Origin of the sequence: Mucilaginibacter gynuensis (genome assembly GCF_039541195.1) — a bacterium.
GTDB lineage: Bacteria > Bacteroidota > Bacteroidia > Sphingobacteriales > Sphingobacteriaceae > Mucilaginibacter > Mucilaginibacter gynuensis.
The window spans coordinates 215,172-239,477 of the sequence record NZ_BAABFT010000002.1 but is presented as its reverse complement, the minus strand read 5'-3'; the positions used below and the strand labels follow the sequence as shown (position 1 = coordinate 239,477).

The 24,306-nt window shown below is 46.3% G+C and carries 16 protein-coding genes; 11 read left to right on the top strand and 5 right to left on the bottom strand.

All coding sequences use genetic code 11. The annotated features are described in order from the left end of the window. The first annotated feature begins 23 nt into the window (after positions 1-23). From ABD894_RS04315 to ABD894_RS28125, 11 genes are all read left to right on the top strand, one after another. Positions 24-1,733, top strand: coding sequence for an IPT/TIG domain-containing protein (locus ABD894_RS04315; protein ID WP_345209762.1), 1,710 nt, complete (start codon positions 24-26; stop codon positions 1,731-1,733). Positions 1,734-1,752: 19 nt separating this feature from the next. Next, complete coding sequence (locus ABD894_RS04310; protein ID WP_345209761.1) at positions 1,753-3,378, top strand: IPT/TIG domain-containing protein; 1,626 nt, start codon at positions 1,753-1,755, stop codon at positions 3,376-3,378. A 71-nt stretch (positions 3,379-3,449) separates the two neighbouring features. Beyond that, complete coding sequence (locus ABD894_RS04305; RefSeq protein WP_345209760.1) at positions 3,450-6,641, top strand: TonB-dependent receptor; 3,192 nt, start codon at positions 3,450-3,452, stop codon at positions 6,639-6,641. A gap of 5 nt (positions 6,642-6,646) precedes the next feature. Next, on the top strand, positions 6,647-8,386 hold the full coding sequence (locus ABD894_RS04300; RefSeq protein ID WP_345209759.1) for a hypothetical protein: 1,740 nt from the start codon (positions 6,647-6,649) through the stop codon (positions 8,384-8,386). Between the two features lie 20 nt (positions 8,387-8,406). Beyond that, a complete protein-coding gene (locus ABD894_RS04295; protein ID WP_345209758.1) occupies positions 8,407-10,137 on the top strand; it encodes a hypothetical protein in 1,731 nt (576 codons plus the stop codon). A 3-nt stretch (positions 10,138-10,140) separates the two neighbouring features. Continuing rightward, positions 10,141-11,922, top strand: coding sequence for an IPT/TIG domain-containing protein (locus ABD894_RS04290; protein WP_345209757.1), 1,782 nt, complete (start codon positions 10,141-10,143; stop codon positions 11,920-11,922). Continuing rightward, on the top strand, positions 11,922-13,244 hold the full coding sequence (locus tag ABD894_RS04285) for a hypothetical protein (protein WP_345209756.1): 1,323 nt from the start codon (positions 11,922-11,924) through the stop codon (positions 13,242-13,244). The genes ABD894_RS04290 and ABD894_RS04285 overlap by 1 nt, the downstream gene beginning before the upstream one ends. Positions 13,245-13,248: 4 nt before the next feature. Continuing rightward, on the top strand, positions 13,249-14,124 hold the full coding sequence (locus ABD894_RS04280; RefSeq protein ID WP_345209755.1) for a hypothetical protein: 876 nt from the start codon (positions 13,249-13,251) through the stop codon (positions 14,122-14,124). Further along, a complete protein-coding gene (locus ABD894_RS04275; RefSeq protein ID WP_345209754.1) occupies positions 14,114-17,494 on the top strand; it encodes a TonB-dependent receptor in 3,381 nt (1,126 codons plus the stop codon). Before ABD894_RS04280 ends, ABD894_RS04275 begins: the two co-directional genes overlap by 11 nt. 16 nt (positions 17,495-17,510) lie before the next feature. After that, entirely contained in the window at positions 17,511-18,653 is a 1,143-nt protein-coding gene (locus ABD894_RS04270; protein WP_345209753.1) for a FecR family protein, read from the top strand. A gap of 298 nt (positions 18,654-18,951) precedes the next feature. After that, positions 18,952-19,113, top strand: a complete 162-nt coding sequence (locus ABD894_RS28125) for a winged helix-turn-helix transcriptional regulator (protein ID WP_425562921.1) — start codon at positions 18,952-18,954, stop codon at positions 19,111-19,113. Between the two features lie 111 nt (positions 19,114-19,224). Here the strand turns inward: ABD894_RS28125 and ABD894_RS04265 are convergent, their stop codons facing one another. The 5 genes from ABD894_RS04265 to ABD894_RS04245 all read right to left on the bottom strand — a co-directional run bounded on the left by ABD894_RS04265 (position 19,225) and on the right by ABD894_RS04245 (position 24,296). After that, positions 19,225-20,049, bottom strand: coding sequence for an NAD-dependent epimerase/dehydratase family protein (locus tag ABD894_RS04265; protein ID WP_345209752.1), 825 nt, complete (start codon positions 20,047-20,049; stop codon positions 19,225-19,227). Between the two features lie 69 nt (positions 20,050-20,118). Next, positions 20,119-20,973, bottom strand: coding sequence for an AraC family transcriptional regulator (locus ABD894_RS04260; protein WP_345209751.1), 855 nt, complete (start codon positions 20,971-20,973; stop codon positions 20,119-20,121). A 77-nt stretch (positions 20,974-21,050) separates the two neighbouring features. Beyond that, positions 21,051-21,827 carry a helix-turn-helix domain-containing protein gene (locus ABD894_RS04255; RefSeq protein ID WP_345209750.1) on the bottom strand — a complete coding sequence of 259 codons (777 nt, stop codon included), beginning with the start codon at positions 21,825-21,827 and terminating at the stop codon, positions 21,051-21,053. 19 nt (positions 21,828-21,846) lie between these two features. Continuing rightward, the gene (locus tag ABD894_RS04250) at positions 21,847-22,749 is read right to left on the bottom strand and encodes an SDR family NAD(P)-dependent oxidoreductase (protein ID WP_345209749.1); all 903 of its coding nucleotides are present in this window, start codon (positions 22,747-22,749) and stop codon (positions 21,847-21,849) included. 284 nt (positions 22,750-23,033) lie between these two features. Beyond that, the gene (locus tag ABD894_RS04245) at positions 23,034-24,296 is read right to left on the bottom strand and encodes a paraquat-inducible protein A (RefSeq protein ID WP_345209748.1); all 1,263 of its coding nucleotides are present in this window, start codon (positions 24,294-24,296) and stop codon (positions 23,034-23,036) included. Positions 24,297-24,306 lie beyond the last annotated feature (10 nt).

Here is a 24,306-nt window from a genome sequence, read left to right as displayed (position 1 = left end):
GCCAACTTAAATAGTCACAGCATATGATAAAAAGATTTTACCTGCTTACCATTCAATCAGTTCTCCTGCTTTTTTTGTTTCCGGTCATTTCCTGCAAAAAAGATAAGGAAACGGTTAACCCGGGTATCCGTTACGGCATTACAGGAGTGGAGCCGGCGATGGCCGGTGCCGGTGATACCATAAGTATATATGGCGCGGGCTTTCAAAACAACGTTACCGGTAACACGGTAAAAATAAATGGGGCAGAAGCCAAAGTGATAACAGCTTCAGCCAATACCCTTCGGGTGATAGTGCCCGGCGCTCCCCGCAATGGCAATATCACTGTACAAACCGGCAGTAATACCAACACTTATGATAAAGTCTTCGCGGTAATTACGGTAGTTAAAGATAATATCAGCACAGACACCAAATGGACGGCAGATCAGATCTATTTGCTTAAAGGAAATGTTCATATGCTTACCGGCAGTAAGCTCACCATTGAGGCCGGAACTACGATTTTAGGCGATAAAACATCAAGGGCGGCACTTATTATAGATCAGGGCGCCACTGTAGCGATGAACGGAACGGCGGCAAGTCCCGTGGTTTTTTCATCTAATCAGGCCATTACCTTTCGCCAGCCGGGCGACTGGAAAGGGATTGAATTATCGGGAGACGGCGGCGCGTCTCCGGGCGATGTGATCAAGTACGTACGGATAGAATATGCAGGCTACCATCAGCCCGAAGCGCCAGGCGCGGCATTGCGGGTGAGCCGGGCAACAACCGCCGGTAATATTAATAATATACAGGCAAGTTACAGCGCCGGTGATGGTTATTTGTTTGATTCGGCACGGGGCAGCTCACAATACATTGACCATTTGATTGCTTACGGCTGCGCCGGAAATGATTTTACTTACACCAACGGTGTTGAAGGGTACGGGCAATTTCTGTTAGGGATCAAAGACCCGGTATATGCCGATCAACTCCGTGCCGACGGTTTGCTGGTACAATCATCAAGACCGGTAACCATCAGTAACTTAACCCTGATAGGCTATAATGGCCTGGCAAGGCAGATCGTACCCAATACCACCTATCTGTACGGTTTGGTTGATGATGAAGTGTTAAATGCAAATGCCGGCCGCGGAGTACGCATAGGTGGAATGGCTAATGTAAATGGTGTACTTACTCCTGCAAGTGGTACTTTAAGATTATTCAACTCAGTAATAGCGGCACCATGGCTGGCCGGTATTTCTGTTGACGGCGCGGCATCGTGGGCCGGGTATGAAAATGGCAGCACAGGCTCGGTAATTCGCAATACATCTGTCACTTATACCCTGGCAGACGGTACTAATGCGATACGTACGCTTCCGGGTTCTCCCCCTTTCCGCGGCTACAGTTTCTCCGCCGAAAACATAACAGGCAGCAGAAAAGGATTTGAACGCATTGACGGTACAACGCAGGCCGGTGCCTTTATGTTACACAACGATACGGCCAGGCTGATGCTATTACCTTATCCTACCTATGATGCTCCTTATGATGATTATGGTTTAACTAATAGTGTGCAGTACAATAAACTAACAAGCCCGGTGTTTTCACCTGTTTCAGGCTCGCTGCTTCTGTCGGGCGCCGATTTCTCATCGGCTATGTTAGCCAACACATTTTTTGCAAGAAATACAGCTTTCCGGGGGGCATTCGGCGGTACGGACTGGGCCGCGTCATGGAGTAATTATCAGCCTCAGCAAGTATCCTACCAATAATCAATTGCAATTACATCTTATGAAGAAAATACTTTACCTGTTCGTTTTTACACTAACGGTTTTTACCTCCTGCAAAAAGGATAAAGCAGGGGAGCCCGATCTGGGCCTGCATGGCTATGGCCCTATGAGCTTTGCTACCGGCGATGTCATCTCTATTTACGGTAACGGGTTCGACAGCAATCCGCAAAATAACAAGGTGACCTTTAACGGCGTACCCGGCGAGGTTGCCACAGCCACCCCCAATCGACTTCAGGTAATTGTACCTGCGATTGCCTCAAACGGAACCATTAAAGTTCAGGTTGGCGGTAAAACGGTAATAAGTGATTTGGCATATAGCCTTTTAACGGTATTGCAGGGTACCATTGTAGATAACACCATTCTTACAGCCGATAAAAAATACCTGTTACGCGGTGAGGTGATCTTTAATAATAAGCTGATCATACAAGCCGGAACGGTGATACTGGGTGAGAAGCTTACCCATGCCTCGGTCACAGCCTCCGATATCGGTATTGAGGGTACGGCCGATAAACCTGTAATATTTACATCTGATCAGCCGGTGAACAGCCGTCAGCCGGGTGACTGGGGCGGCGTAACCATTAAGGCAGGTGAGCGCAGCCTACCAAACGGCATACTGAAGTATATGCGGGTAGAATACGCCGGTTATCATGCATCGGGTAAAACTGGTGTAGCCCTGGCTCTTAATATGGATGCCAGCAGCACTTACAGTAATATCCAGGTATCATACAGTCAGGGTGATGCTTTTAATATAAACAGCGTTGTTGAATATACCGGTTCAGATGTTGAATATGCTTTAGGCAGATACTTTGTAGCCTTCGCCTGTGCCGGTACCGATTTCAAAATTAACGGGCCATATATTGTTCTGCAATATGCCTTAGGCCTCAAAGACCCTTACAATGCCGATGTTTCATTGGGGCAAGGAATATTTGTGATGGGTGCTCCGGTACGGTTAAGTAATATCACCCTGATTGGCTATTACCCATCAGCACGTGGTATTAAAAGTATCAGCCCCGGTTATCCGCTAAGTAATAATGCCGGCAGGGGGGTTCAAATAGGTGGTTACAGCAATTTAACCAACGGAACAGGTTACTATATACCCAATACAAGCAAGGTTAGTTTATATAATTCTGTAATAGCGGGTAGTTGGTTAAGCGGCGTTTCGATATTTGGCCGGGATACATGGAATAACTACGCCCAGCCTTCTATATACGGGGCTATTGACCTGTTCAACAATTATATCACCGGCGGTGCTCCAGCCCAATACCCGTTCAGAGGCGGCGCTTTTTCGCTGGAGAATGCGACATCGCCGGGCAGCGGTTTTGAGAACATCAGGAACGATGCAAAAAACACCCGCTTTGCCGCAGATAATGACACTACCAAAATGTTGCAACCGGATGCCGGAAAAGATGATCTCGGGATAGCAGGGCTGGCTAATTACAACATGCTTGGTCACCCTAACTTATTGCCCAAAACAGGTTCTGTTTTACTACAAGGTGCAAAATTTCCATCAGGCTCACCTGTTGATATCCCGCTGATTAACAAGGATATCAAATTCGTAGGCGCTTTTGGTACCGAAGACTGGACCGCAGGCTGGTGCAACTTCAACCCACAAATAACCAAATATTGATACCAAGCAACCAACATCACAATATGTTTTTACAGAATAGAATATTACGGTTATCCTGTCGCATACTATCCGTGTTACTTATTATAAGTTTGATAACCGGGGCCTTACCTGCCGCTGCCCAGCAGAGCATCAAAACAGGCATAAGCGGCGTAGTGGCTGATGATAAGGAGGCTTTACCTGGCGCAACCATAACCATTGTTGAAACCAAACAAAGCGTTATGAGCGACGCGAAAGGTGCCTTTTCGTTATCATTAAGGCCGGGTGAATATACCCTGTCGGTTACCTTTTTAGGCATGAAGCCTATAAGCCGGAAAATAACTGTTGAAGCCGGTAAAGTAGGCAAACTTTCGCTTATTATGAGTTCGGATGCCCGTATGCTGGGGGCTGTAGTTATTGATGCCACACGTAAAGCCACCACACAGCGCGCCCTGCTCGAAATGCGCAGGGCCTCATCTAACATACAGGACGCGATTGGTGCTGTTGAGATAGAAAGAACGGCCAGTATAACCACCGCGCAGGCACTTTCACGGGTTACCGGTGTTACCGTTAAGGACGGTAAATATATTACCGTAAGGGGCTTGAGCGACCGAAACGTGGTGGTGCAGTTAAACGGCTCACGTTTGGCAGGTTCAGATGCCGGGCGTAGTTCGGTTTCTGTCGACCTGATACCGGCGCAGTTGCTCGAAAATATCGTGGTTGAAAAATCCATAACACCTGATAAACCAGGTGATGCCAACGGCGCCGTTGTAGAAATACACACCAAATCAATCCCTGATAAGCCTTTTTTAGAGTTTTCGGCACAAACAGGGGTGAACGGTAATATTGGTATACAGGGCTATGCCAACTCCTTTGCCGATGCCGATATGGGCTTTTGGGGCCAAAATGTAAAGCGTCATAATTTAACACAAGATTATCTTAACCTCCAGTCTGATTATACCGCCAGGGGCGGATCCATACCACGGGGTACGTTTGGCGGCATGTTAGATCAGGCGATAAGAAGCAGTAACATTGATCAGGCACATTACGATGCGGCGCTACACATTAACAAAGTAATGGAAGAAGGCTTTAGCCGTACGCTTACCACCAATCCTGCCCAATATCCGCTCGATAGGATATACGGCATTACCGGCGGTACCAAAATAGCCCTGAAAGGCGAAAAGGTGATCGGCCTGATTATGGGGTTGAATTATTATAGTCGTTCACAATCCAACCCTGCCGGTGAGAATAATCTTTTCACCACCAAGGTGCCAACTTCTTCGGGCGTGGGTGAGCCCAATATTGTTTACCCGAACGAACTGCGCCTGGTACCTTTGTACCAGCTCAGCGAAAACACCGGTCAGCGCCAGCTAAACTACGGCGGGTTGACGACTGTGGCCTTTCGTTTCAACAAGTTCAATGCCATTAGCGCTACCTATAACGGCAACTTCGGTACCGAAAGCAACGCCACATTGCAGGATGGTACCGCCAACTCGTCGCTGGTAGCTAATGACCCTAACGTGGTGCCAACCTTTCCGCCGCACCAGCGCCTGTTTGACAATGTTTTGAGATTGACAGAAAGATCATTACACGCTGTGCAGTTAAAAGGCGATCACCAGTTCAGACTTAGCAAAAACTGGAAACCATGGCAGTTAAACTATAACGGGAGTATCTCAACAGCACGACAGAACGATCCCGATTTCAGGGAAACACGTATGCGTTTAGATTCTAATGGTTACATCGTAAAAGATAATCAACTGGTAAAATCGGAGTATAAGTATACCTATTACGCGGAATCTAACCGGTATTACCGTTTGTTAAACGAAAAAAACCGAAACGGTAAGATCGATCTGACAGTGCCGTTCTCCATTATGAAGGACGAAGAATCGCTGTTGAAATTCGGCACTTACTATTATCACCGTAACAGGAGCTATAATGAATTGAATACCCGCAGGCAGGACCTTAGCCCGGCGAGGTACCAGAACGAATATTATGGCAGCGACCAGTATTATGGCAACCTGACAACACTTGGCGGCGATTTGGATGCCTGGAGCGGCCCTCAATTTGTAGGCGTACAGGAAGGTTTAAACGTGGTAGAGGGCAAGCCGCTGGTAACCGGTGTACTATATGTGCCCGAGGCCGGTATAAATACCATTGGTGGCAAATCATTTATTAATAGTTACAGGGCAAAACAAACCATTGTCGCGTTTTATGCCATGGGCGATTTGCACCTGAGCAAGGCTTGGCGCGTGGTAGGTGGCTTGCGGATTGAGAATACCGATTACCGCGCCACACCCGATACGCTGAATACTGATTTTGCCGGCAGAACTGGCATTAAAACAAACGAAGAATTTACCCGCCTGTATAAAACCAATTACCTTACTTATAACTGGCTGCCTTCAGGCTCAATTATTTACAAGGGAATTAAAGATATCAATTTCAGGCTTGCCTTTAGCCGTACGCTCATCAGGCCGGAAATTAACGAGATCGTACTGTCAGCCCAGCGCGATCCAATACAGCAGATCACTGTGTATGGTAACAAAGATCTGCAAAACGGGGTTTTCAATAATTATGATTTCCGTACCGACTGGTTCATCGGCCAGGATCAGCTCATTGCAGGTTCGCTTTTCTATAAAACCGTTACCGGACAAATAGAAAGGGTGTATATTCCGGCAAGCGCCAACGGTTCTTTTATCGACCAATTTGGCTTTCAAAATACCTTTGTCACCTTCAGAAACAACCCCAGCGTTGGAAAGGTGTATGGTTTGGAGTTTGAAATACGGCGAAACCTTGGCGGCCTTTTCAACTTTGGGAAATACATAGGTATAAACGCCAGTTTAATGCTTGCCAAAAGCGAGGCCACTATTGATTCGGTAGGTTACCGGGCTATCGCTCTGCTGGACCGTACGGCAGATAAAAAACGCCCCCTGGTTGACCAGCCCAATTACGCTTACAATATTAACATTGACGTCGGTTACCCTAAATGGGGTTCACAGATCAACCTGTTGTATGCGCGTACAGGCAAGCGCCTGTCTGACATTAACGCCGATGGTTCCCCCAATATTTACGAATACCCGCCCGCGAGTTTTGACGTGGTGTATTCACAAAAAATCACCTCGCGGCTACAGCTGAAAATGTTCGGCAAAAACCTGCTGAATTCGGCCACAGAGTTTGCTTACGGCAATGCCGGTAACTCGCACACTTTCGGGGTTGACAATGCCACTTACATACGCCGACGCTTTGCTTATGGTGCAGTTTACACCATTGGGTTTAAATATAGCTTATAATGAAAATGATGAAAAGTTTAAAAACACTGTATTTACTGCTTATCGTGTTGTTGTCAGGAAGTTTGTACTTGCAAAGCTGTAAAAAAGAGGCTGCCAGCCTGTCGAAGTTTGAGCCCATAGAAATTACCAAGCTGGATACGCTTCATATCTTCAATCTTTTACCTGATAGTTCGTTTTCGCCAATGGGGTATGCCTTGTACGCGATAAGCGGAACAGACACCAGCATGATCTATTCCAATTCAAAGTGGGGCATACGCGGAACGCAGGGTTCCGGTATTCCGCCGATAATGACTTTGCCCCATACTGGTGGTACTTATCGCTTTAAAGTTGCTAAAATACCCAACTACTCGCCAATATCTAACAAGATTGACGAGCGCAAGGTGATTTGTACCTCAGCCGAAATTAATATACCGCCCAACAGCGGGTTTAACAACCTGGTACTGTATGCCGGACCCGATGGCAAATATGATGTTAAATACATACCGATGACCGCCATCAATGAGCCCCCGCCAGTGCCGGGTAAGTTTAAGGTACGGATAGTAAACTTTGGTTACCATCTGCCCGTTATGCGAAATACTTACGAGCTACCTTATGATTTCCCTAACTCAACTGGTAAACAATTTCCGGTGAGCCTGCAATATGCTGATAGCACGGCGGTAAGCGGTTTACAGCAGGTGCCTTATGGCAGCACCTCGAACTATGCGGAAGTACCTTATGGTATGCAGCAACTACTGCTCTTCAATCAGTACCCGGATTCGCTGAAGTACTTTAACTATTCGGGTAAATTCAATAACCTAACCTCCTCATTCGGTATCGCGTTTTCCATGGCGGGCGCGGGGGAGATTTATTTCAGTGTGCATCCTTTTTATACGGATCCATCGGGCTTTTTTCAGGGTATAGGCTCAAATGCCGGTAACCGGGGCAGCTATCCCTTTAATGCTGGCGCCTGTTACAGTATTTACGTTTTTGGTAACATGTACAACGTGATACTTGACAAACAGTATGGCGCCAATACGCTTGATGATTTTGGTAAAGTGCAGGTGGTGAATGCCAACCCAGGTCAGCAGGATCTGCAGCTGACCATGAAGCCCCAGACAGGTGAAACACATCAGTATAACTCGCTGCCCTTTGGTAAATATACAGCGCCAATAACCGTTCCCTCAGGAAACGTTACCTGCACTTTTACACAGGGCGGACGCACACTATATACTTACGATATAAAAATACCCCGGCTGGCAAACTATACCTTGTATTATACCGCCGACCAGAATAATACCCCCCAGGTTTTTCAGCAAAGCAACAATATATCAACAACCGATTATCAGGCACCCGGTTATGCCGGTCCGGGTTATATAGAGCCTGTTAAATTTAAAGTGTTCAACCTGTGTGCCGATGCAGGCAACATGTTTGTTACCTCAGCTACGGTGATCGGCGGTACAGATACCCGTATGACCGCGGATATGGGCTATAAAAGTTATGCCACTGAAAGCAACAACACTTTTACAGCGGTATTTGATGGCCGTGTTCAACTTCAGCCCGCAACATTCAATTTAAGATTGAGTACGCAACGGCCGGATACATTAGCCAGCAAAAAGGTATTTTCTATTGAAAGCAAGGCTTTCTTCCCTTTAAAAACCAACCCGGGTAATTATACCATGGCCGCAATCGGTTTGCTAAACACGGCTGATGAAAAGCAAAAGTTAAGGCTCATTATGATCAAGCACACCAATTACACTAATAAATAAACACAATAACAACACAAGTAATGAAAAGTATATTGCAAAGGCTGAGCCGCTTATCCTCTTATACGGTTATTGTACCCATTTTTATGATGCTGTTTGCCGGTGTGCACCTAACCGGATGTAAAAAGGACGGACGGCTGTTTACACATGTGGATTCCGTAGCCGCGGTGCCTCCCCAGTTTCACTTCTTTAACGCATTTACCTATGATACGGCGCTCACGCTATCTGTTGATGGCTTACCGCGCGAAAATGTAAAGTTGAACACGTTCAGTAAATATTATTCAACGCTTACAGCCTTTAACCCGAATGCCCAGCAGCCCAGCAGCAAGTTGATCGTAACCTATAATCCGAGAATAAACTCCTTGTTCAGGTCAATGGCTACCATCGCTTTTAAACCCAATACAAGCTATATGGTATTTCCTGTGTCGCAGGGGTATGATGTTAATAATGGTACCAAGGCATCAGTTGTACCTTCCTTGGTATATTATCCTGAGGAGGTTTACCACCCGGGTAATGGTTATTCGGCTGTTCGCTTTCTTAACCTCATGAGCGGTTACAATAGCAGCAGTATTACGGTAACGCCCAACACGGGGGCGGGTACCAACCTTACCATTCCGCAGGCACGGTTTGATTATGTTAACGATATCAAAACACCTTCAGAAACTTATTCCACTACCAAAGGGGGAAATAAGGTACTCGCCTTTAATATGTCGGGTTACGGCTATAATAACACGGGCCAGTATAATATCAGATTTACGTTTTTGCCCGTACCGTTGGAAGACGGAAAAAGTTACTCGGTTATCGCTACCGGCGATATGAAGAACTTCCTGACGCCTGCGCCTACCATTGAGCCACAGCCCCAGTTTTTTATTGTGGAAGACGGGCATCCCGAGAGCCTTGAAGAGTTGGCAATATCAACCGTTACCTTCCCCGGTAACTCGTCTACCATGGCCGAGGTAAGGCTGGTGCACGGCGCTTACAATTTGCCTAATATTATTTTCGATCCAACTGTTCCGGGTTCACAGGGTGTTTATACCGGTATAAATGTTCAGCTTAACCAGGCAACGCTGGCGGCGCAGCGCTGGCCCATTGTGTACCCTTCTACGAGTCCGGAAGAGGATACCACGGGGGTATATGACTGGAACCCGCCAAGTATGGCCGCAAACGCCCGTTTCCCATTTCCTGTACAGATCAGTCCGGGCTCTTATAAAGCAAGTACTCTGGCCGCGCGTACTTTCTCGCCCACCTATAATGTATTTAATTACGACTTTCAGGAGAACCTGTCTTATACCATTTGTTTGGTGCCGCGTAATGATAGCAAAACGCAGTGCAATTCATTTGTAATGCAAAACGACCGAACCCCCGATCCTGCCTTTTTTAAACTGCGCGTTATCAACCTGATGGGTGGTTTAGCAGCCTTTGACCTGCATACCGGCAGCCCGTCGGGCCCGGTGATCGCGGCCGGGGTGCCGTTCGGCCAGGCTACCGATTACCAGCAGATCAACCCCACGCTGGTAACGCAGGATCTGTACATCACCGATGCCGGCAAAACAACGCTTCCGTTTCAAACTGCTGCCATGAAACTGCCCTTTAAAGGCGGCAACAGCGGTACCATTTATGTAATGGGCCTGTTGCCGGGTACACGTTACACCGGTGAACCAAAGCCTATTAAGCCCTTTGTGCATTTTATATCAGACGCGTATGCTACCAGCAGCTCGTACACCAATAACACCACATTATATTATAAATATTAAGCCATGATGTTGACAGAAACAATACTTAAAAACAAGGCAAACAGCCGTGTGTATGATCATGGTGCCATGCCGGTGATGATCATCGCGCTTTTGCTGAGCCTGCTTGTGCTTTTTGGCGGATGCAAAAAGGAAGAAACTAAAGAAGTACCTACCGTTACCATTTCGGGCATCAACAAAACGAGGTTCAATATAGGCGATACCATTGTGGTGAGCGGAAGCAACTTTAGCAGTAACCCGTCGGAGAACCTGGTATCGATAGGCACCGCGGCACTTAAAGTGATCAGTGCCACGCAGGCACAAATAACAGCGGTAATTCCGGAAGGGGTATCTAATGGCCAGCTCAGTGTGGCGTATGCCGGAGGGAAGGCGACCGTTTACCCTGATATACTGCAGATTATTGTAACCGGTCAACCGGTTATTACTTCGGTTACCCCATCAAATGTTACTCCGGGGGACACCGTTCTGATAAAAGGCCAAAATTTTACTACGCCCTACAAACTGAACGGTGTTGCACCGGCCGGTGGTTTACTTCGGGTTTTAAATGTAACAGATACTACTATCAGAGCAATTATTACTAACGCGAATGCTACCGGATCTTTAGTGATCACTACCAATGGCCTGGTTTCCATGCCATATCCCATGACGGTTAATAAACCCAGCCCGCTGCAAGACGGACGTTTGCACTGGATAGTACGTTATGCTGATTACTCATCAGTGAGCGGTATAAAGCTTTATCGAGGGTTAGATCAGGGTAGAGAACCTTATGCTATCGAAGCGCCTTTTAATTTTGAACCCCGTGAAATTTCACAACCTGGTGACGGAACAAGCCAACCCGGTACGCTATCTGATTACGGAAGTAATTATGCTTTCGTTAAAACCAACATCGTATCGGACAGTGAAGGTAATGCTTATTACCTGCGCAGAGATCAGTACAATTATGAAATTGTAACCTACTCGCTAACCAAACTAACGCTTAAGCCGTCGGTTACCAAAACCATCATTTGGCAGGATACACTTCTCACATCTGAAATAGGATTTAAACCATTTGAGGATCCTATTTATGGTACTATAAACATCCCCAATCATCTTACACTACGATTGGGAATTGATGGTAACCAGATCTACATTAAGCTCGGTATCGGTAACAGGTTTATGACGGGTAATGTGGCAACTGCCAAAACTGCCAATTCCTTTAAACCAAGCTACGTTAATTACCCGATTGCTGAAGACGCTTCTTATGGACTTGATTTTGCCAAAAACTATGTTTTTTATGGAAAGCCATATAATAACGGATATTCTAACGGACCCAATATGATATCTGAGCTGCATTACATGCCAAGAGGCGGGGGAGCAGTTGGCACGATCCCTTTGCCGCCCGGGTTGACCATCGTGGAATACCTCACCGACCCTTCTCATGACGACAATATATTGATCTATACCATCAACAAAGATTATGCGAACCCGGAAAAAGCGATTTATAAGTTTAATGCGGCAACGGGTGTACTGGTAAAATTATATGGGAAGCAAAATTGGATTGATGCCCTGAGTGACAATACTAACGAAGATTATAATCAGGGTTTTGTTTGGGCGGGTAAGCACATTTATTACGCCAACAAGAGCCTGCCATACAATGGATTTGGCGCCACCGGTATTTATGTACTGAACGATGACGGCAGCAGCAAAAACGCACCAAACGTGTATGGCCGTATTGATATTGGCGCTACTAACTCCACCTATAATTCCTACATCCCTTTATTTATTGATAAAACACAAGCTAAACCGTGATGAAAATAAAACCAATCGTGTTGTTAAGCTTCCTTACAGCGGCATTGTTCGCAGGTTGCAAAAAAGACGTGAAAATGTCGCCCGAATATGCCCAGTCCTATTTCAGATTTATTGTGATAGATGCACCGGGCGGCGGCAAAATACAATTCGCAATGGATGGGTTAACTAATGCCAACGGCGATTCGGTAGTGCACAACCCCGATGGAAGTATTTACCAGGAAGATCCTAATCAGCCATCTACCGTTACGGTAAATTACCCATCAGGTGGCTGGAGTGATAATACACCTTTAAACTTTGCCGGCGTATACGGCTATTATTTTACTGACGGCAGCAGGTTCTCTTACTTTCCTAATCCCACTAATAGAATAATGCTTGCGCCCAATATCAATAAGTTTAACTTTTTTAACTGGGCATCGCTGCCGGCGGCACAGCATACTATATCACTTTATGGCGTGGTTACAGCTAACCAGTACGGTAATATGGTATCGGTAAGAGGGCCAAAGTTTTATGAAAGGCAGGTTAACTTGGAAGGGGGAGCAATACAAACCTCTCTGCTGGTTAATAAGTCATCTGTTAAGGCGTACACAACAGCGGGCCAGAATACCGAGAACGGCTTCCCGTATGGCATGTCTGAAACGATTTCCTTTAACTCTCAGGACATGGACATCATATCGTTTAAAGATCATCCCGATAAGTTTCAACAGTTTAAGGATACCTGCGCTTATGTACGCTTTATTAATTTCACCCCGGTTTATAACGATCAGGTACTTAACCAGAATACCGACTCGATTGACGTATACCTTGCCCCGATGTATGGGCCAAGGGCCGACTATTTTGATCCGTCGTACCGGTTTACTGTACGTTTTATCACCAAAATAGGGCAGGAGTTTCTGGCCGCAAAAGGCCTCGGACGTTTTCAAACTAAAGACGACCAACCTTTTACCGAGATACCGCTTGGGCGCTACATGCGTATAAACCCACAAACCAACGCGCCCGATACCGTTGGCCTGCCCCGTTACTTCAGGGTACTGGCTTACAAGGCAGGTGAATCTGCCGCCACGGGTGCCGCCCCACTGGGGGTGGGCGATTGGCTGCCGGTATACAATTCATTCGGGCTTTATAACAGAACCTACCGCGACAGCTTCCTGCTCCGTTACGATGGCAAAAGCTATCACCCCACGGTGGCCACCATACCTGTTGCAGTAGGCCCTACAAAGGTACCGGTTACACAATCATCTACCGAGGCCTATAATTACTTAGGGTACCGTTCGGTTATCTCTTACATACCTGTTGGTGTAAACTCATTTTACTATGCCAGATAATACCATGAAAAAAATCAGTATCCATACTTATATCATCGTGCTTGCCGCTTTTGTTACCGGCTTTACAAGTTGTAATAAAAACGATGTGCCGGTGGCCGCGGGCAAATCAGCATCGGGCAAAATCTTTCGTTACGATCTGGTGAAAAATGATTATGACGTATTGCCCGTAACCACCTTTTCCTTATCGTACCAGGATGATCTGCCGGTAAACGTTTTTGAAAAAAATACACAAGCCCTTTTTTCCTATTCCTTAAGCTATGATGCCGCCAAACAACTGGTAAAAGCGCAGGCCAATAATTCGGGCACGCAAAATATAATTTATGACCCTGCAACTAAAAAGCCCAAGCAAATCAATTATACTACATTAACTGATACCGGCAAAGTGGTATTCACCTATCAGAGTGGTACGGGTAAACTGATTTCCGTATTAGATTCGCTTAAGCAGCCGCTGAAGCTGCCGGTTAAATATCAATACCTGTTTACCTATGATGCTGCGGGTAATAACGTGATACAGATCACCAAAAACCAGTTCGACCTGCAAAACAGGCCAACTTTAAGACAAAACAGCTATTATAAATTTGATAACAATCCTAATCCTTTTAACAATTTCCCTACCCTGCAAAGTAGTATAAAGCTACCAGGCGAATTTGCCGCGCTGGTAAACAAAAACAACGTAACCGAGGGTAAAATGGTAGGCGTTATTTACAGTCCCGGCGGGCCGGGCAGCGGCTCCGAACCGATATTGACGCCTGTAGATATTTATCAATCGGTATGGAAATACGAGTATAACGATAAAGGACTGCCGGTAAAATCTATAGAAACCTTCGATAATATTCAATTCAGCTATAAAGGCTCAAGAACTTTCACCTATGATTATTAATATACAACCTAAACGTTTTATAACGCTCAATTTCATTCGGTTATGCTTTTTGCTGTTACTGCTGCTGGCTGGTGTGCCCAAGCTGTTTGCCCAGGAAACCACCGGCTCACTCAGCGGCAGGATTACCGACGAAACCAGTGCCTTTTTGCCGGGCGCTACTGTTACCGCGGTACATGAGCCTACAGGTACAAAGTATATCACCAAAACCAATTCCATCAGCCGGTATGCATTGGTGAACCTGCGGGTTGGCGGCCCCTATACCGTTACCGTCACCTTTGTGGGTTATGATACACAGACAAAAGATAGCATCATGGTTGCGCTCGGCTCGGCAGGGTCGGTTGATTTTGTTATGCCATCCAACGCTAAACTGCTTAATATAGTTGAAATTAAAGGTTCGCAAAGTTCAAAGGCCAATAGCACAGGGGCAGGCACAAATATTGGTTCGGCAACCCTGCGTAACCTGCCTGCCGGCGCGCGCAGTTTGCAAGATTATACACGCCTTACCCCCCAATACAACGGTAACTCATTTGTGGGTACCAATTTTCGTTACAATAATGTTACTATTGATGGCGCTATTAATAACGATGCAATTGGTTTCTCGCCGTCGTTAGGCGGCCAAACAGGTATCTCGGGCCAGATAGGTTCCTCTACCCGTTCTAATCCAATATCTATAGATGCGATACAGGATATACAGGTGTATGTGGCGCCTTATGACGTTAAGATAGGTAATTTCACAGGTGGTTCCATCAACGCGGTAACACGGTCGGGTACCAATCATGTAGAAGGTTCGGTTTACGCTTTTGGTAAACTGGGCTCCTTTACCGGCCCCGATCATGCATCGGGCACAGGCAGGTTATCCAATGATTATCATGACCTGCAAACCGGATTCAGAATTGGCTTCCCCATCATTCGTAATAAACTATTCTTTTTTACCAATGCCGAACTTACCGATAATCAGCAGCCATTGGCGCAAACCATCAATTCGGCTATTACACAACCCATTTTAACAGCAGCAGATGCCCAGCGCATTTATGATTTTTATAACAGCGATAACTATAAAAAGAACATAGATCCGCAGGGCTTATATGCCGGCCCGGGTACGGCGGGCGACTATACCATTTACGCCAAATCAAAAAAGTTCTTTAACCGTGTGGATTGGAATATCTCTGATCAGCATCAATTGTCTGTCAGAAGCAATGTGGTTACTTCTGAAGCCACTAATCTAACGCGCGATGCACAGAACTTCCGTTTTTCAGGTATCGATTTTGTGCAGCATAATAACCAGGTAGCAACCGTATCTGAATTGAAATCAACCTTCAACAGCACAATATCAAATAACCTGGTTTTGGGCTACACCACGGTGCACGATTACCGCAACCCCTTATCGTACGCTTATTATCCGCAGATACAGATAGCCGGAAATACATCCGGTACCACTATTTTGCTGGGAACCGATCGCGAGGCAAGTGTATTTAACATGCGCCAAAAAAGTTTTGAAATTACCGATAACGTGACCATATTTAAAGGCAGGCATACCTTTACCATAGGCACACATAATGAGTTATATAACATTACTTATGATTTTGTAAATTCACCCAACGGCCGTATAGATTACGCGAGCATTAACGATTTTATTGCCGGGCAGCCAAGCCGTATCCGCGGTAATTTCTATTATAATAACCAGGACCGCGATTACTTGTTCAACAACCCTGTTACACAGTTTAAAGTAAATTTGTACAGTGTATATGCACAGGATGAAATAGCATTTTCTACCCGGTTTAAACTGATACCCGGCCTGCGATTGGATATGACCGCGATTCCTGATAAGCAAAAGATATCGCTCAAAACCACACGTGCCCGCACTGATCCGTTTTACGGCACAACCTATACGTATACCAAGCCTGCCGATATTGATAACGGTTATTTAGGGAAAATTCAGTTCTCGCCGCGCGTTGGCTTTAATTTCGACCTTAGCGGCGACAAAAAAACGGTACTACGAGGAGGTACAGGTTTATTTACCGGCCGTATCCCTTTTGCCTGGTTAGGTTATGCCTTTTATAATAACGGTGCCGATTTTGGTTCGTTCGATAAGCGGTACAACTATGTGGGCAACCCATCGGCCATTCCGCCGGTGCCGCCTACTATACCGGCAGCGGGTACCGATCCGCGTATTCCTTCACGTAACGGCATAGCGGCCATAGCGGCAAATGAGAACGGGCTGGCGGCACTTAACGGAAACGGGCCTACGCAGGTTGATTATATTGACAACGATTTTAAAATGCCGCAGGTTTGGCGTACCAGTGCAGCGCTGGATGTTGATGCAGGCAATGGCTACAAGTTTTCGATAGAAGGTGTTTACACCAAAACAATTTACGATGTGCAGTTTAAACAAATCAACGTGCAGGACAGCGTTTCTTATTATTTGTATGACCGGAATAATCAGCAGCCAATCTTCAGCGGCCGCTCTAATGATCCCGCGTTTTCTGCCATGTACCTGATGACGAACACACATCAAGGTTATCGCTACAGCGCCACCGCGCAGCTGAGTAAACGCTTTTTATTTGGTCTCGACCTGATGGCTGCGTATACCTATGGCGAATCAAAAGATCTGGCCAACGGGATACGCAATTCCATGGAATCAAACTGGCAGCTGAATCAATCGCTCAACCCCAATAACCCGGGACTGGCGTACTCTAATTTTGATGTGCGCCACCGCATCATCGGTACGGTAAATTACCGCCTGAGTTACGGTGCCGGGAAGCGAATGATCACCAATGTAAGTGCTTTCATCAGCGCCAGTTCGGGGCAGCCATTTACCTATGGTTTTGTTAATCCGTCGGTTTCCCTGCAAAATACAGGTCAGCAGGTGGGGTTAGTATACATACCCACGCCTGAGGAAACTTTCAGGTATTTTCAGGGCGGCCGTATCACCTTGTCGAACGGGTCCATAGTTCAAAAAAGTCAGGCAGATCAGGCGGAGGAGTTTAACAAGTATTTACGTTCGGTTCCTTACCTGAGTTCGCATCGTGGACAGTTTACCGAGCGTAACGGTGCCCGCACACCATGGAACACTAATGCTGATCTACGTATTTCGCAAACGTTTTTGCTGAATGGAAAGCTAACCAAAGGCCATTCTTTCACTATTACTTACGACATATTTAATTTAACCAATCTCCTATATAAAAACTGGGGGAGGGTATACTTCTCGTCCGATTTGTTTAACTCCGCGGCAAGTGTGGGCCTTAAGCCAACGGGCAGGTCGGTTGGAGGCTACCCTACATATACATGGGAGCTGCCTACGTCACCTTATCAAATAGATGTTAATCAGTCGAGATGGCAAATGCAATTAGGCTTGCGTTATAATTTTTAATTAATTTGCCGATTGCTTGGGAGATTGCCCGGATTTTGACACACACGATGTAATGAATGATGATGAACTGATATTGCTGGTGAAAAAATACCAGGACGGAACAGCCACTGCCGGGGAGAAAATCCAGGTGGAAAGCTATTTCGCACGTATTTATCCGGACCTTGATATCACACAGATTTTGGCGCCGGAGAAAGTTACCGATACCGGAAAACGAATGTTTTCTGCAATTCAAGATAAGATAAACCGTGAAACGCCGCCTGTTGTACCTATAGTGAAGTGGTGGAAATATGCTGCCGCGGCCTCCATTTTGATAATTGCCAGTTTTGGCTTATGGAGATTAAACGATGAAACAACTACAACGGATACAGCGCGCTTAAGTGTAGTATCCTCAAAACCCGGCAAAGTCTCCATGGTTAAATTGAGCGACGGTACCCTGGTTTGGTTAAATGCGGGCAGCCGGATCAGCTATCCGCAAACCTTCGGTAAAACCGCTACACGTGAGGTCTATCTTGAAGGGGAAGCTTATTTTGAGGTGGCAAAAGATAAAGAACATCCCTTCAGGGTACATGCCCGTAACCTGGTTACGCGCGTATTGGGCACTAAGTTTAACGTAAAGGCGTACAAAACAAGTAAAGCAGTTGAAGTTACCTTGCTTGAAGGAAAGGTAATGCTTACCCTTAACCAGGTATCAAAGGGACAACATCGGGACACTGTATATTTAATGCCTAACGAAAAAGCCAGGTATAGCCTGCAAACCAGCCCTCTACAATTAACAAAGGGGCAGCAGCCTTTGCCTGATAGTGAGACGATGGCCGGGTCGGGAATTGCCGGTAATGCACATATAACAGGTAGTCAACTGATTAAAATGACAGATAACCAGGCTGTTTTATCGGCATCATGGCGTCAGGGTGATATCGTATTCAGAGGGGAAACTTTAAAAGAGGTAATAAATACGCTGAACATAAGATATGATGTATCGGTACATGCCGACGAGCGCCAATTAAACACTCCGATCACGCTTAATATGGCCAATACACAGGTAGAAGATGTTTTGCTGGAAATTGCGAAACAACTTAGGACGTACAATAATGAAAAAAATGCACGGGGTGTTGATGAAGGCCAGTTGCGGAAAGTGGGGCGTAACTATTATTTGAATTGAACGAGAGATTTTGGCAATGTTTTGTGAATTTGTTACCTGTTTGTACCGATTTTTTGTAATTGAATGATTATCAATATTTTAATTGGTGTCTGGAAGTTAACTAAACCGGTGCACAACACTTTTCCAGCTTTGGACAAATCTTCCAAACCGCACGCCTCGGACGGCATATGTCAGTCATCATAATGCTGTGCATAAATATTGATATAATTCTGATGACATATTTTTGAATGTATGAACGAAAGTTAGCCGTAGAGCTGGAATGCCGACTGCATCTTTTTATGGCGGTAATTAGTGGCAAATGGAAGATCAGTCTGATCTGGTGTATTCATACGGTATCAAAAGGCCGGGAGAGTTACAGCGGAAAATACACAAAGCCTCGCGCAGACTACTGGGCAATCAGCTTAAACAACTCAGCGGGCAAGGGATCATCCATAAGGTCATTTATGACTCATCGAACTGATCAAACGCTGATCTCGTTTATTGAAGTGACCGCCAGGTTGGGCGAAACGCATCGTGCTATCCTTAAAACCTATTTTAAAGCCAGCTGATCTTCCATTTACAATAAATCAAATTACAATAAACCTTCCTGTACCGCCTGATAAACCGTCCGTACTATAGGTTGGAAACCCAGCGACCGCGCCAGCGAAGCGTCCACCTGCAAATGCCAGGGATCGTTCAGAGGTTCAGCTGAGAAACGGAACTGGATACCAATCAAACCAAGCAATTCAAAAATAGAGGTAGGGGATTCATCAGCGATATTGACGATACGTCTATCAAATTTTCCTTCCAGCGCTATTGCTAACGCCGTGAATATATCACGATGATGAATTGTGCTCATACGTTTGGCAGGATGCCACTGTACCACATGTTTGGGCAGTTCCTCCAAATGGCCGTCACCATCGCCATAAACAAAGGGAAACCGGATCACCGACCAGTTCAATCCGCTTTCTTTTAACAACTCTTCGGCTGCTGCTTTGCTGGCGGGATAAGCGTGTTGCGGCGCTACTTCATCATCTTCTCTGCCGGGATGAGGCTGATTACTGTTATAAACGTGCGCAGTGCCGGCCATAATGAACCGCACGCCCGGGGCATATCGCTTTGCGACATCAATCAGATTCCTGGTACCTTCAAGATTGCTTTTCCATATTAGATCCGCATCAGGCGAGCGAAACACCGCTGCCAAATGGATGATGGTCGTGATCCCGGTTACAGCACCGGCAAGTGTATCGGCATCTAAAAGATCGCCCGAAACGGCAGTTAACACTGCTGCAGCTGTTTTGCCGCTACGCAATAACACGCGGCAATCATGGCCCGCTGCCACCAATCTCGGAAGCAGCCGCGTACCCACCAGGCCGGCACCACCGGTGATTAATATGTTTTCTGTTTTTTTGCTCATGTTTACTGTTTTAACAAGAACAAAGTTCAGCGAAGCAATTGGGATGATGCCGGACAAAAGCAGGAAAGTTCAGGACAAATCCCTAAAGAACGTGGCAACGGTCTGCCCGGTTATTTGTTTAAAGAGGCGGCTAAAATAGTCAGGATCATTAAAACCGAGTTCAAAAGCAAGCTCCTTAACCGAGCTGCGCTGGCCATAGTGCATGCGCCTTTTAGCCTCGAGGATCAGGCGTTCATTAATAAATTCTTTCGGACTCAGGCCGGACTGCTGTTTAACGATCTGGTGCAAACTGCTGCTACTGACCGCCAGCTCTTCTGATATGCTTTTGATGGAACGGTGTTCCGAAAGGTGATCTTCGACAAATATTTTAAAGCTGGCAAACTTAGACATCCGGCCATCATCCGGTTTTTTCTGACCGGCGAAATAAGCTGCATCGATCTCGGTCATCAGGCTGTTCAGGTGTGCCAGTATGATCCGGGGATCACTATCAGGCTTATTAAGCAGCCCCTGCAACATCGAAAAAATAATCTTTAACCGCTCAGCCGAATCCGGTGTAACCTTTATTTTCTGTTGGTGCAGTGGATCAAGCAGGAAAGGATAGGACCTGGGCAAACGGGCCAGGCATTCCTGGTCGAAACCCAGTTTGAAATAAGCACCACCGTGATCAGGACGTGTAATATCCCGTATTTGCTGCGGCAGCAAAAAGAGCAGTTCATTATTCCCAACCTCGAAGTTGTTCAGGTCGGCACTTACATGACTATGACCATTATATACAAAAAGGAAAAAGTAATAGGATAAGCGCTGTGTCTGCATCTGTTCGGCCCCGGTTCCAGCCGGTAAATGACCAAAATCAGGCGAAACGATCCTGATCGGCAAATGCTCGTTTTGGCTCAGGCCCGCAGGAAAAGAACTTGATCTGTTCATCGATTCGGTCATTTAGATACGGCAAATGTAAAGGCAAAGCGGCATAATTCATAATAAGCGCTTTGCTGCATGTGGTATTACTTATGCCTGGTCAGTTCGGTCGGTGCAAAGCCGAAGTGTTTTTTGAAAGCGTACGAGAAATGAGACAAGGTTTCAAAGCCCAGGTCCAGATAAAGTTCCGAAATTTTCTTATGTTGCTTATCAATCAGAAAATAGGCTTCCTGTAAGCGCTTTTGAACCAGCCACCGGCCGGGCGTATCATGAAATACTTTCCTGAAGTCCCTTTTGAAAGCTGATAAACTTCGTCCTGTCAAAAATGCGAACCGCTCATTACTTACGTTAAAATGATAGTTCTGGTTCATAAAGGCTTCAATATTGATCTTTTGCGGAATACCGAAATCGAACAATATGCCTGTTAATTCAGGTGAGGCCTGCAATAAAATGATCAATAATTCCTCACGTTTCAGTTCTTTGAACGGCTCTGCGATCAGGCCATGATCGTAGTGGGGCAATAAGGACTGAATATAATTGGGAAGCAGTTCATTTTCCGGAAGCTTTATGATAGTCTGTCCGGGCGGAAAGTTGGTGATAGTAGGGTGGTGCTTTTCCTGGAATTTCCGGAGGAAGGGTTCATCGAAAAAAACGAACACTTTTTCCAGTTCCCCGTTGATCATCTCTTTCTTGAACCTCACCAGCCTGTTTTTTCGTGCCAGGCCAAACTCACCTGACCGGAGCAAGTGATTATGCTCACCGTCATACAACTGCATTTCACCTTTTATAATGTAGGCGAAAGAATGCTCGGCAATGAACTGCTCGGGAGAGATGACGCCTGTTTTATAATTAGATATGCTCATTTAAGTACGCAAAACTATCTTATTTGATTGCCAATAGCAAGGCTCTGGTTTCGCTTAACACAAGGTCCTGAAATTCTGGTTGGCGAACCTGTTCAGAGGCTAGCATCGGCTTACCTTTTTCATCAAAATAGATGCCTGTTTTACCCGTGTCACTGCTGAGTAGCTGAACGATTACCCGTGCGGTCTTTTGCGGCGTACTGCTGAACCGTGAAAATGGCGGAATGATGGCCATCAGGTGCCCAAATAAAAAACGCAGGAATGCCGGCGTGTCCTCGCCGCCCAGATTAGTTCCCCGTGTGATCCCGGGCTCAAGGGCGTTATAGTGAAGTCTCAGGTCCTGACGCGCCAAAGCCAGGGTTGCTGCTAAGATGCATTGCTTTGAGGTCGCATACGCGTCTATGCCCGGCATCTTTGAGCCGCCCGCTTTCCATTCCCCGCCAGCGCTGGCTGCTACCGATAAGAAACGGCCTCCTTTCATACCCATGATTTTGGCAGGCTTACGTTCGGGATCTTCGATAGCGGAGGCAACCGTCAGTATATTTGCACCGTCGGGTAGCATTGAGGCAAGCGCCTCTGTGAAAGCGAAGGTACCTAAATGATTGGTGGCGAAAGTTATATCCCAACCTTGCGCGTTCTTGCCTGGTTTGGATGGCATGATCCCTGCGTTGTTCAGCAACCCTTTGACCGGTAAGCCGAGCGCAATGATCTCTTTGGCTGCGGATCTAACACTGTGTATATCGGATAGATCACATACGACAGTGAAAGCGCAACCTCCTGATGTTTCGATGGTTTTCTTAACCTCTTGTAATTTTTGTTCATTCCGGCCTACCAATATCAAATTGCCATGTTTGGCCAGTGCTAAGGCTGTTGCATAACCGATACCGGAGGTCGGTCCGGTAATAATATAGCTGTTGTTGTTCATTTCCCAAGATTTTGTAATACAAAGATCCATGGAAATGGCAACGTTAATTTACCTGAGCGGTCCAAACTTACTTACCTGGAAGGTCCAGATAAGCCGACGCATCAACAGGCATAGATTAAAAGATCGGTCTTTGTAATGACGTGCTGAAGGAGAGCACACAGCTCGCCGGAATCATCGCGAATGCAAAGACTATCAAGTATTCCACGTGGCGAATATATGATGAAGCAGCAACAAATGGTCTTGTCGATGATGCGCGATAATGCATACTAAATGCAGAGGTGCTTTCAAAGCTGATCATGTGATGAAACACGTTTAAGGATCTGTGAAAGGATAGCCGCAAATACGACATACCCCGCAAAAATGTAAAAGCCCGGCTGTAGCGAAGTGCCGTTATCGGTCATGACCTGTAAGGTCTTGTCCTGAATATTCAGCGCGGACAACTGGCTTTTTAAGATACCGTTTAACCCGATATAGGTCATCAGCATGCCGACTACCATTACATCGGCCATATCCCATTTGTGCAGTTCAAAAGTCAGGTAGCGCACCACGCCATTTTCCGCGATCTTTTTAGGGCTCAGTACATAAATACCCTTGGCGATCAATCGTAGCAGCGGCAATACCAGGATAAATAATAAGATCAATATACCCACCACGATGGTATCCGGTTTCGGCTGAGAGAGGAGCGTTCCCACGATCCCGACAATACTTTTACTTTGATAGAACAACACTTGGTTTTGAAATACGATCTTCTCACCCAGCAACTGCAATTCGAGTGACCGGATGCGCGCATCGACCTCGATCACCGGGATCACACTACCGGTCACCAGCAGCAGCAGGGCAAAAAGTAAGGCGAATACAAACAGTACCGTCTGCAACTGCACCTGTTTGCGCAAGGCAAACCATAACGTCAAGGCCGCGAGAATGCTCCCGATCAAACCGGCTACATAACAAATCTGTTGCGTATCGATCAGTGCCAGTTGCCCGTTGATGCGTTTATTAAAAGCAACAGGATTCGAAACCTTATATTTCTGATACATGTATTTCGTCACGGTGTCATTGGCTACCCGTACGCTGTCATAAATTTGGGAGGTCAGTTGCGTAAACTTGCTGCCGGCAATTCGTTTCAGCCGCCGTTCGCTTTTCGGGCTGGCCACCTTTGCCACGATGGTTCGGGCAAAAGGGCGCACCTGCGCCTGTAATTCTGCTGAATCAACCAGCGCGTTAAAGGCCAGCTTTTTCAACTTTCCGCCCAGGCTTTTTTGCGGACGGTTGATCTCATTTACAGTTTTGCGCACCAGGCCATGCATTTCTTTTTCGACGGTGGCCTGCAGGTCTTTTTTTTGCGCAGGCGTAATATGGAAATCATGCAGCTGGCTCCTGATCACAACCGAGATACGATCCTGCCAGGCATCGATCGAGAAAAGCCCGAGGCTGACGCTGTTAGATAAACTGTAATCTTCTTTGAGGCTTTCCCGCTCTGCCGACAGCGCGTCAAGCTTGTACGCGGAAAATACGCCAATTGCCAGCAAAATGCTCAGCCCAAACAATAAACTGATG

Coding starts and splice junctions, on each gene's coding strand:
- ABD894_RS28125 (WP_425562921.1), top strand. CDS start 18,952: ATGGAAGATCAGTCTGATCTGGTGTATTCATACGGTATCAAAAGGCCG.
- ABD894_RS04310 (WP_345209761.1), top strand. CDS start 1,753: ATGAAGAAAATACTTTACCTGTTCGTTTTTACACTAACGGTTTTTACC.
- ABD894_RS04250 (WP_345209749.1), bottom strand. CDS start 22,749: ATGAACAACAACAGCTATATTATTACCGGACCGACCTCCGGTATCGGT.
- ABD894_RS04260 (WP_345209751.1), bottom strand. CDS start 20,973: ATGAACAGATCAAGTTCTTTTCCTGCGGGCCTGAGCCAAAACGAGCAT.
- ABD894_RS04295 (WP_345209758.1), top strand. CDS start 8,407: ATGAAAAGTATATTGCAAAGGCTGAGCCGCTTATCCTCTTATACGGTT.
- ABD894_RS04255 (WP_345209750.1), bottom strand. CDS start 21,827: ATGAGCATATCTAATTATAAAACAGGCGTCATCTCTCCCGAGCAGTTC.
- ABD894_RS04300 (WP_345209759.1), top strand. CDS start 6,647: ATGATGAAAAGTTTAAAAACACTGTATTTACTGCTTATCGTGTTGTTG.
- ABD894_RS04290 (WP_345209757.1), top strand. CDS start 10,141: ATGATGTTGACAGAAACAATACTTAAAAACAAGGCAAACAGCCGTGTG.
- ABD894_RS04285 (WP_345209756.1), top strand. CDS start 11,922: ATGAAAATAAAACCAATCGTGTTGTTAAGCTTCCTTACAGCGGCATTG.
- ABD894_RS04280 (WP_345209755.1), top strand. CDS start 13,249: ATGAAAAAAATCAGTATCCATACTTATATCATCGTGCTTGCCGCTTTT.
- ABD894_RS04275 (WP_345209754.1), top strand. CDS start 14,114: ATGATTATTAATATACAACCTAAACGTTTTATAACGCTCAATTTCATT.
- ABD894_RS04265 (WP_345209752.1), bottom strand. CDS start 20,049: ATGAGCAAAAAAACAGAAAACATATTAATCACCGGTGGTGCCGGCCTG.
- ABD894_RS04315 (WP_345209762.1), top strand. CDS start 24: ATGATAAAAAGATTTTACCTGCTTACCATTCAATCAGTTCTCCTGCTT.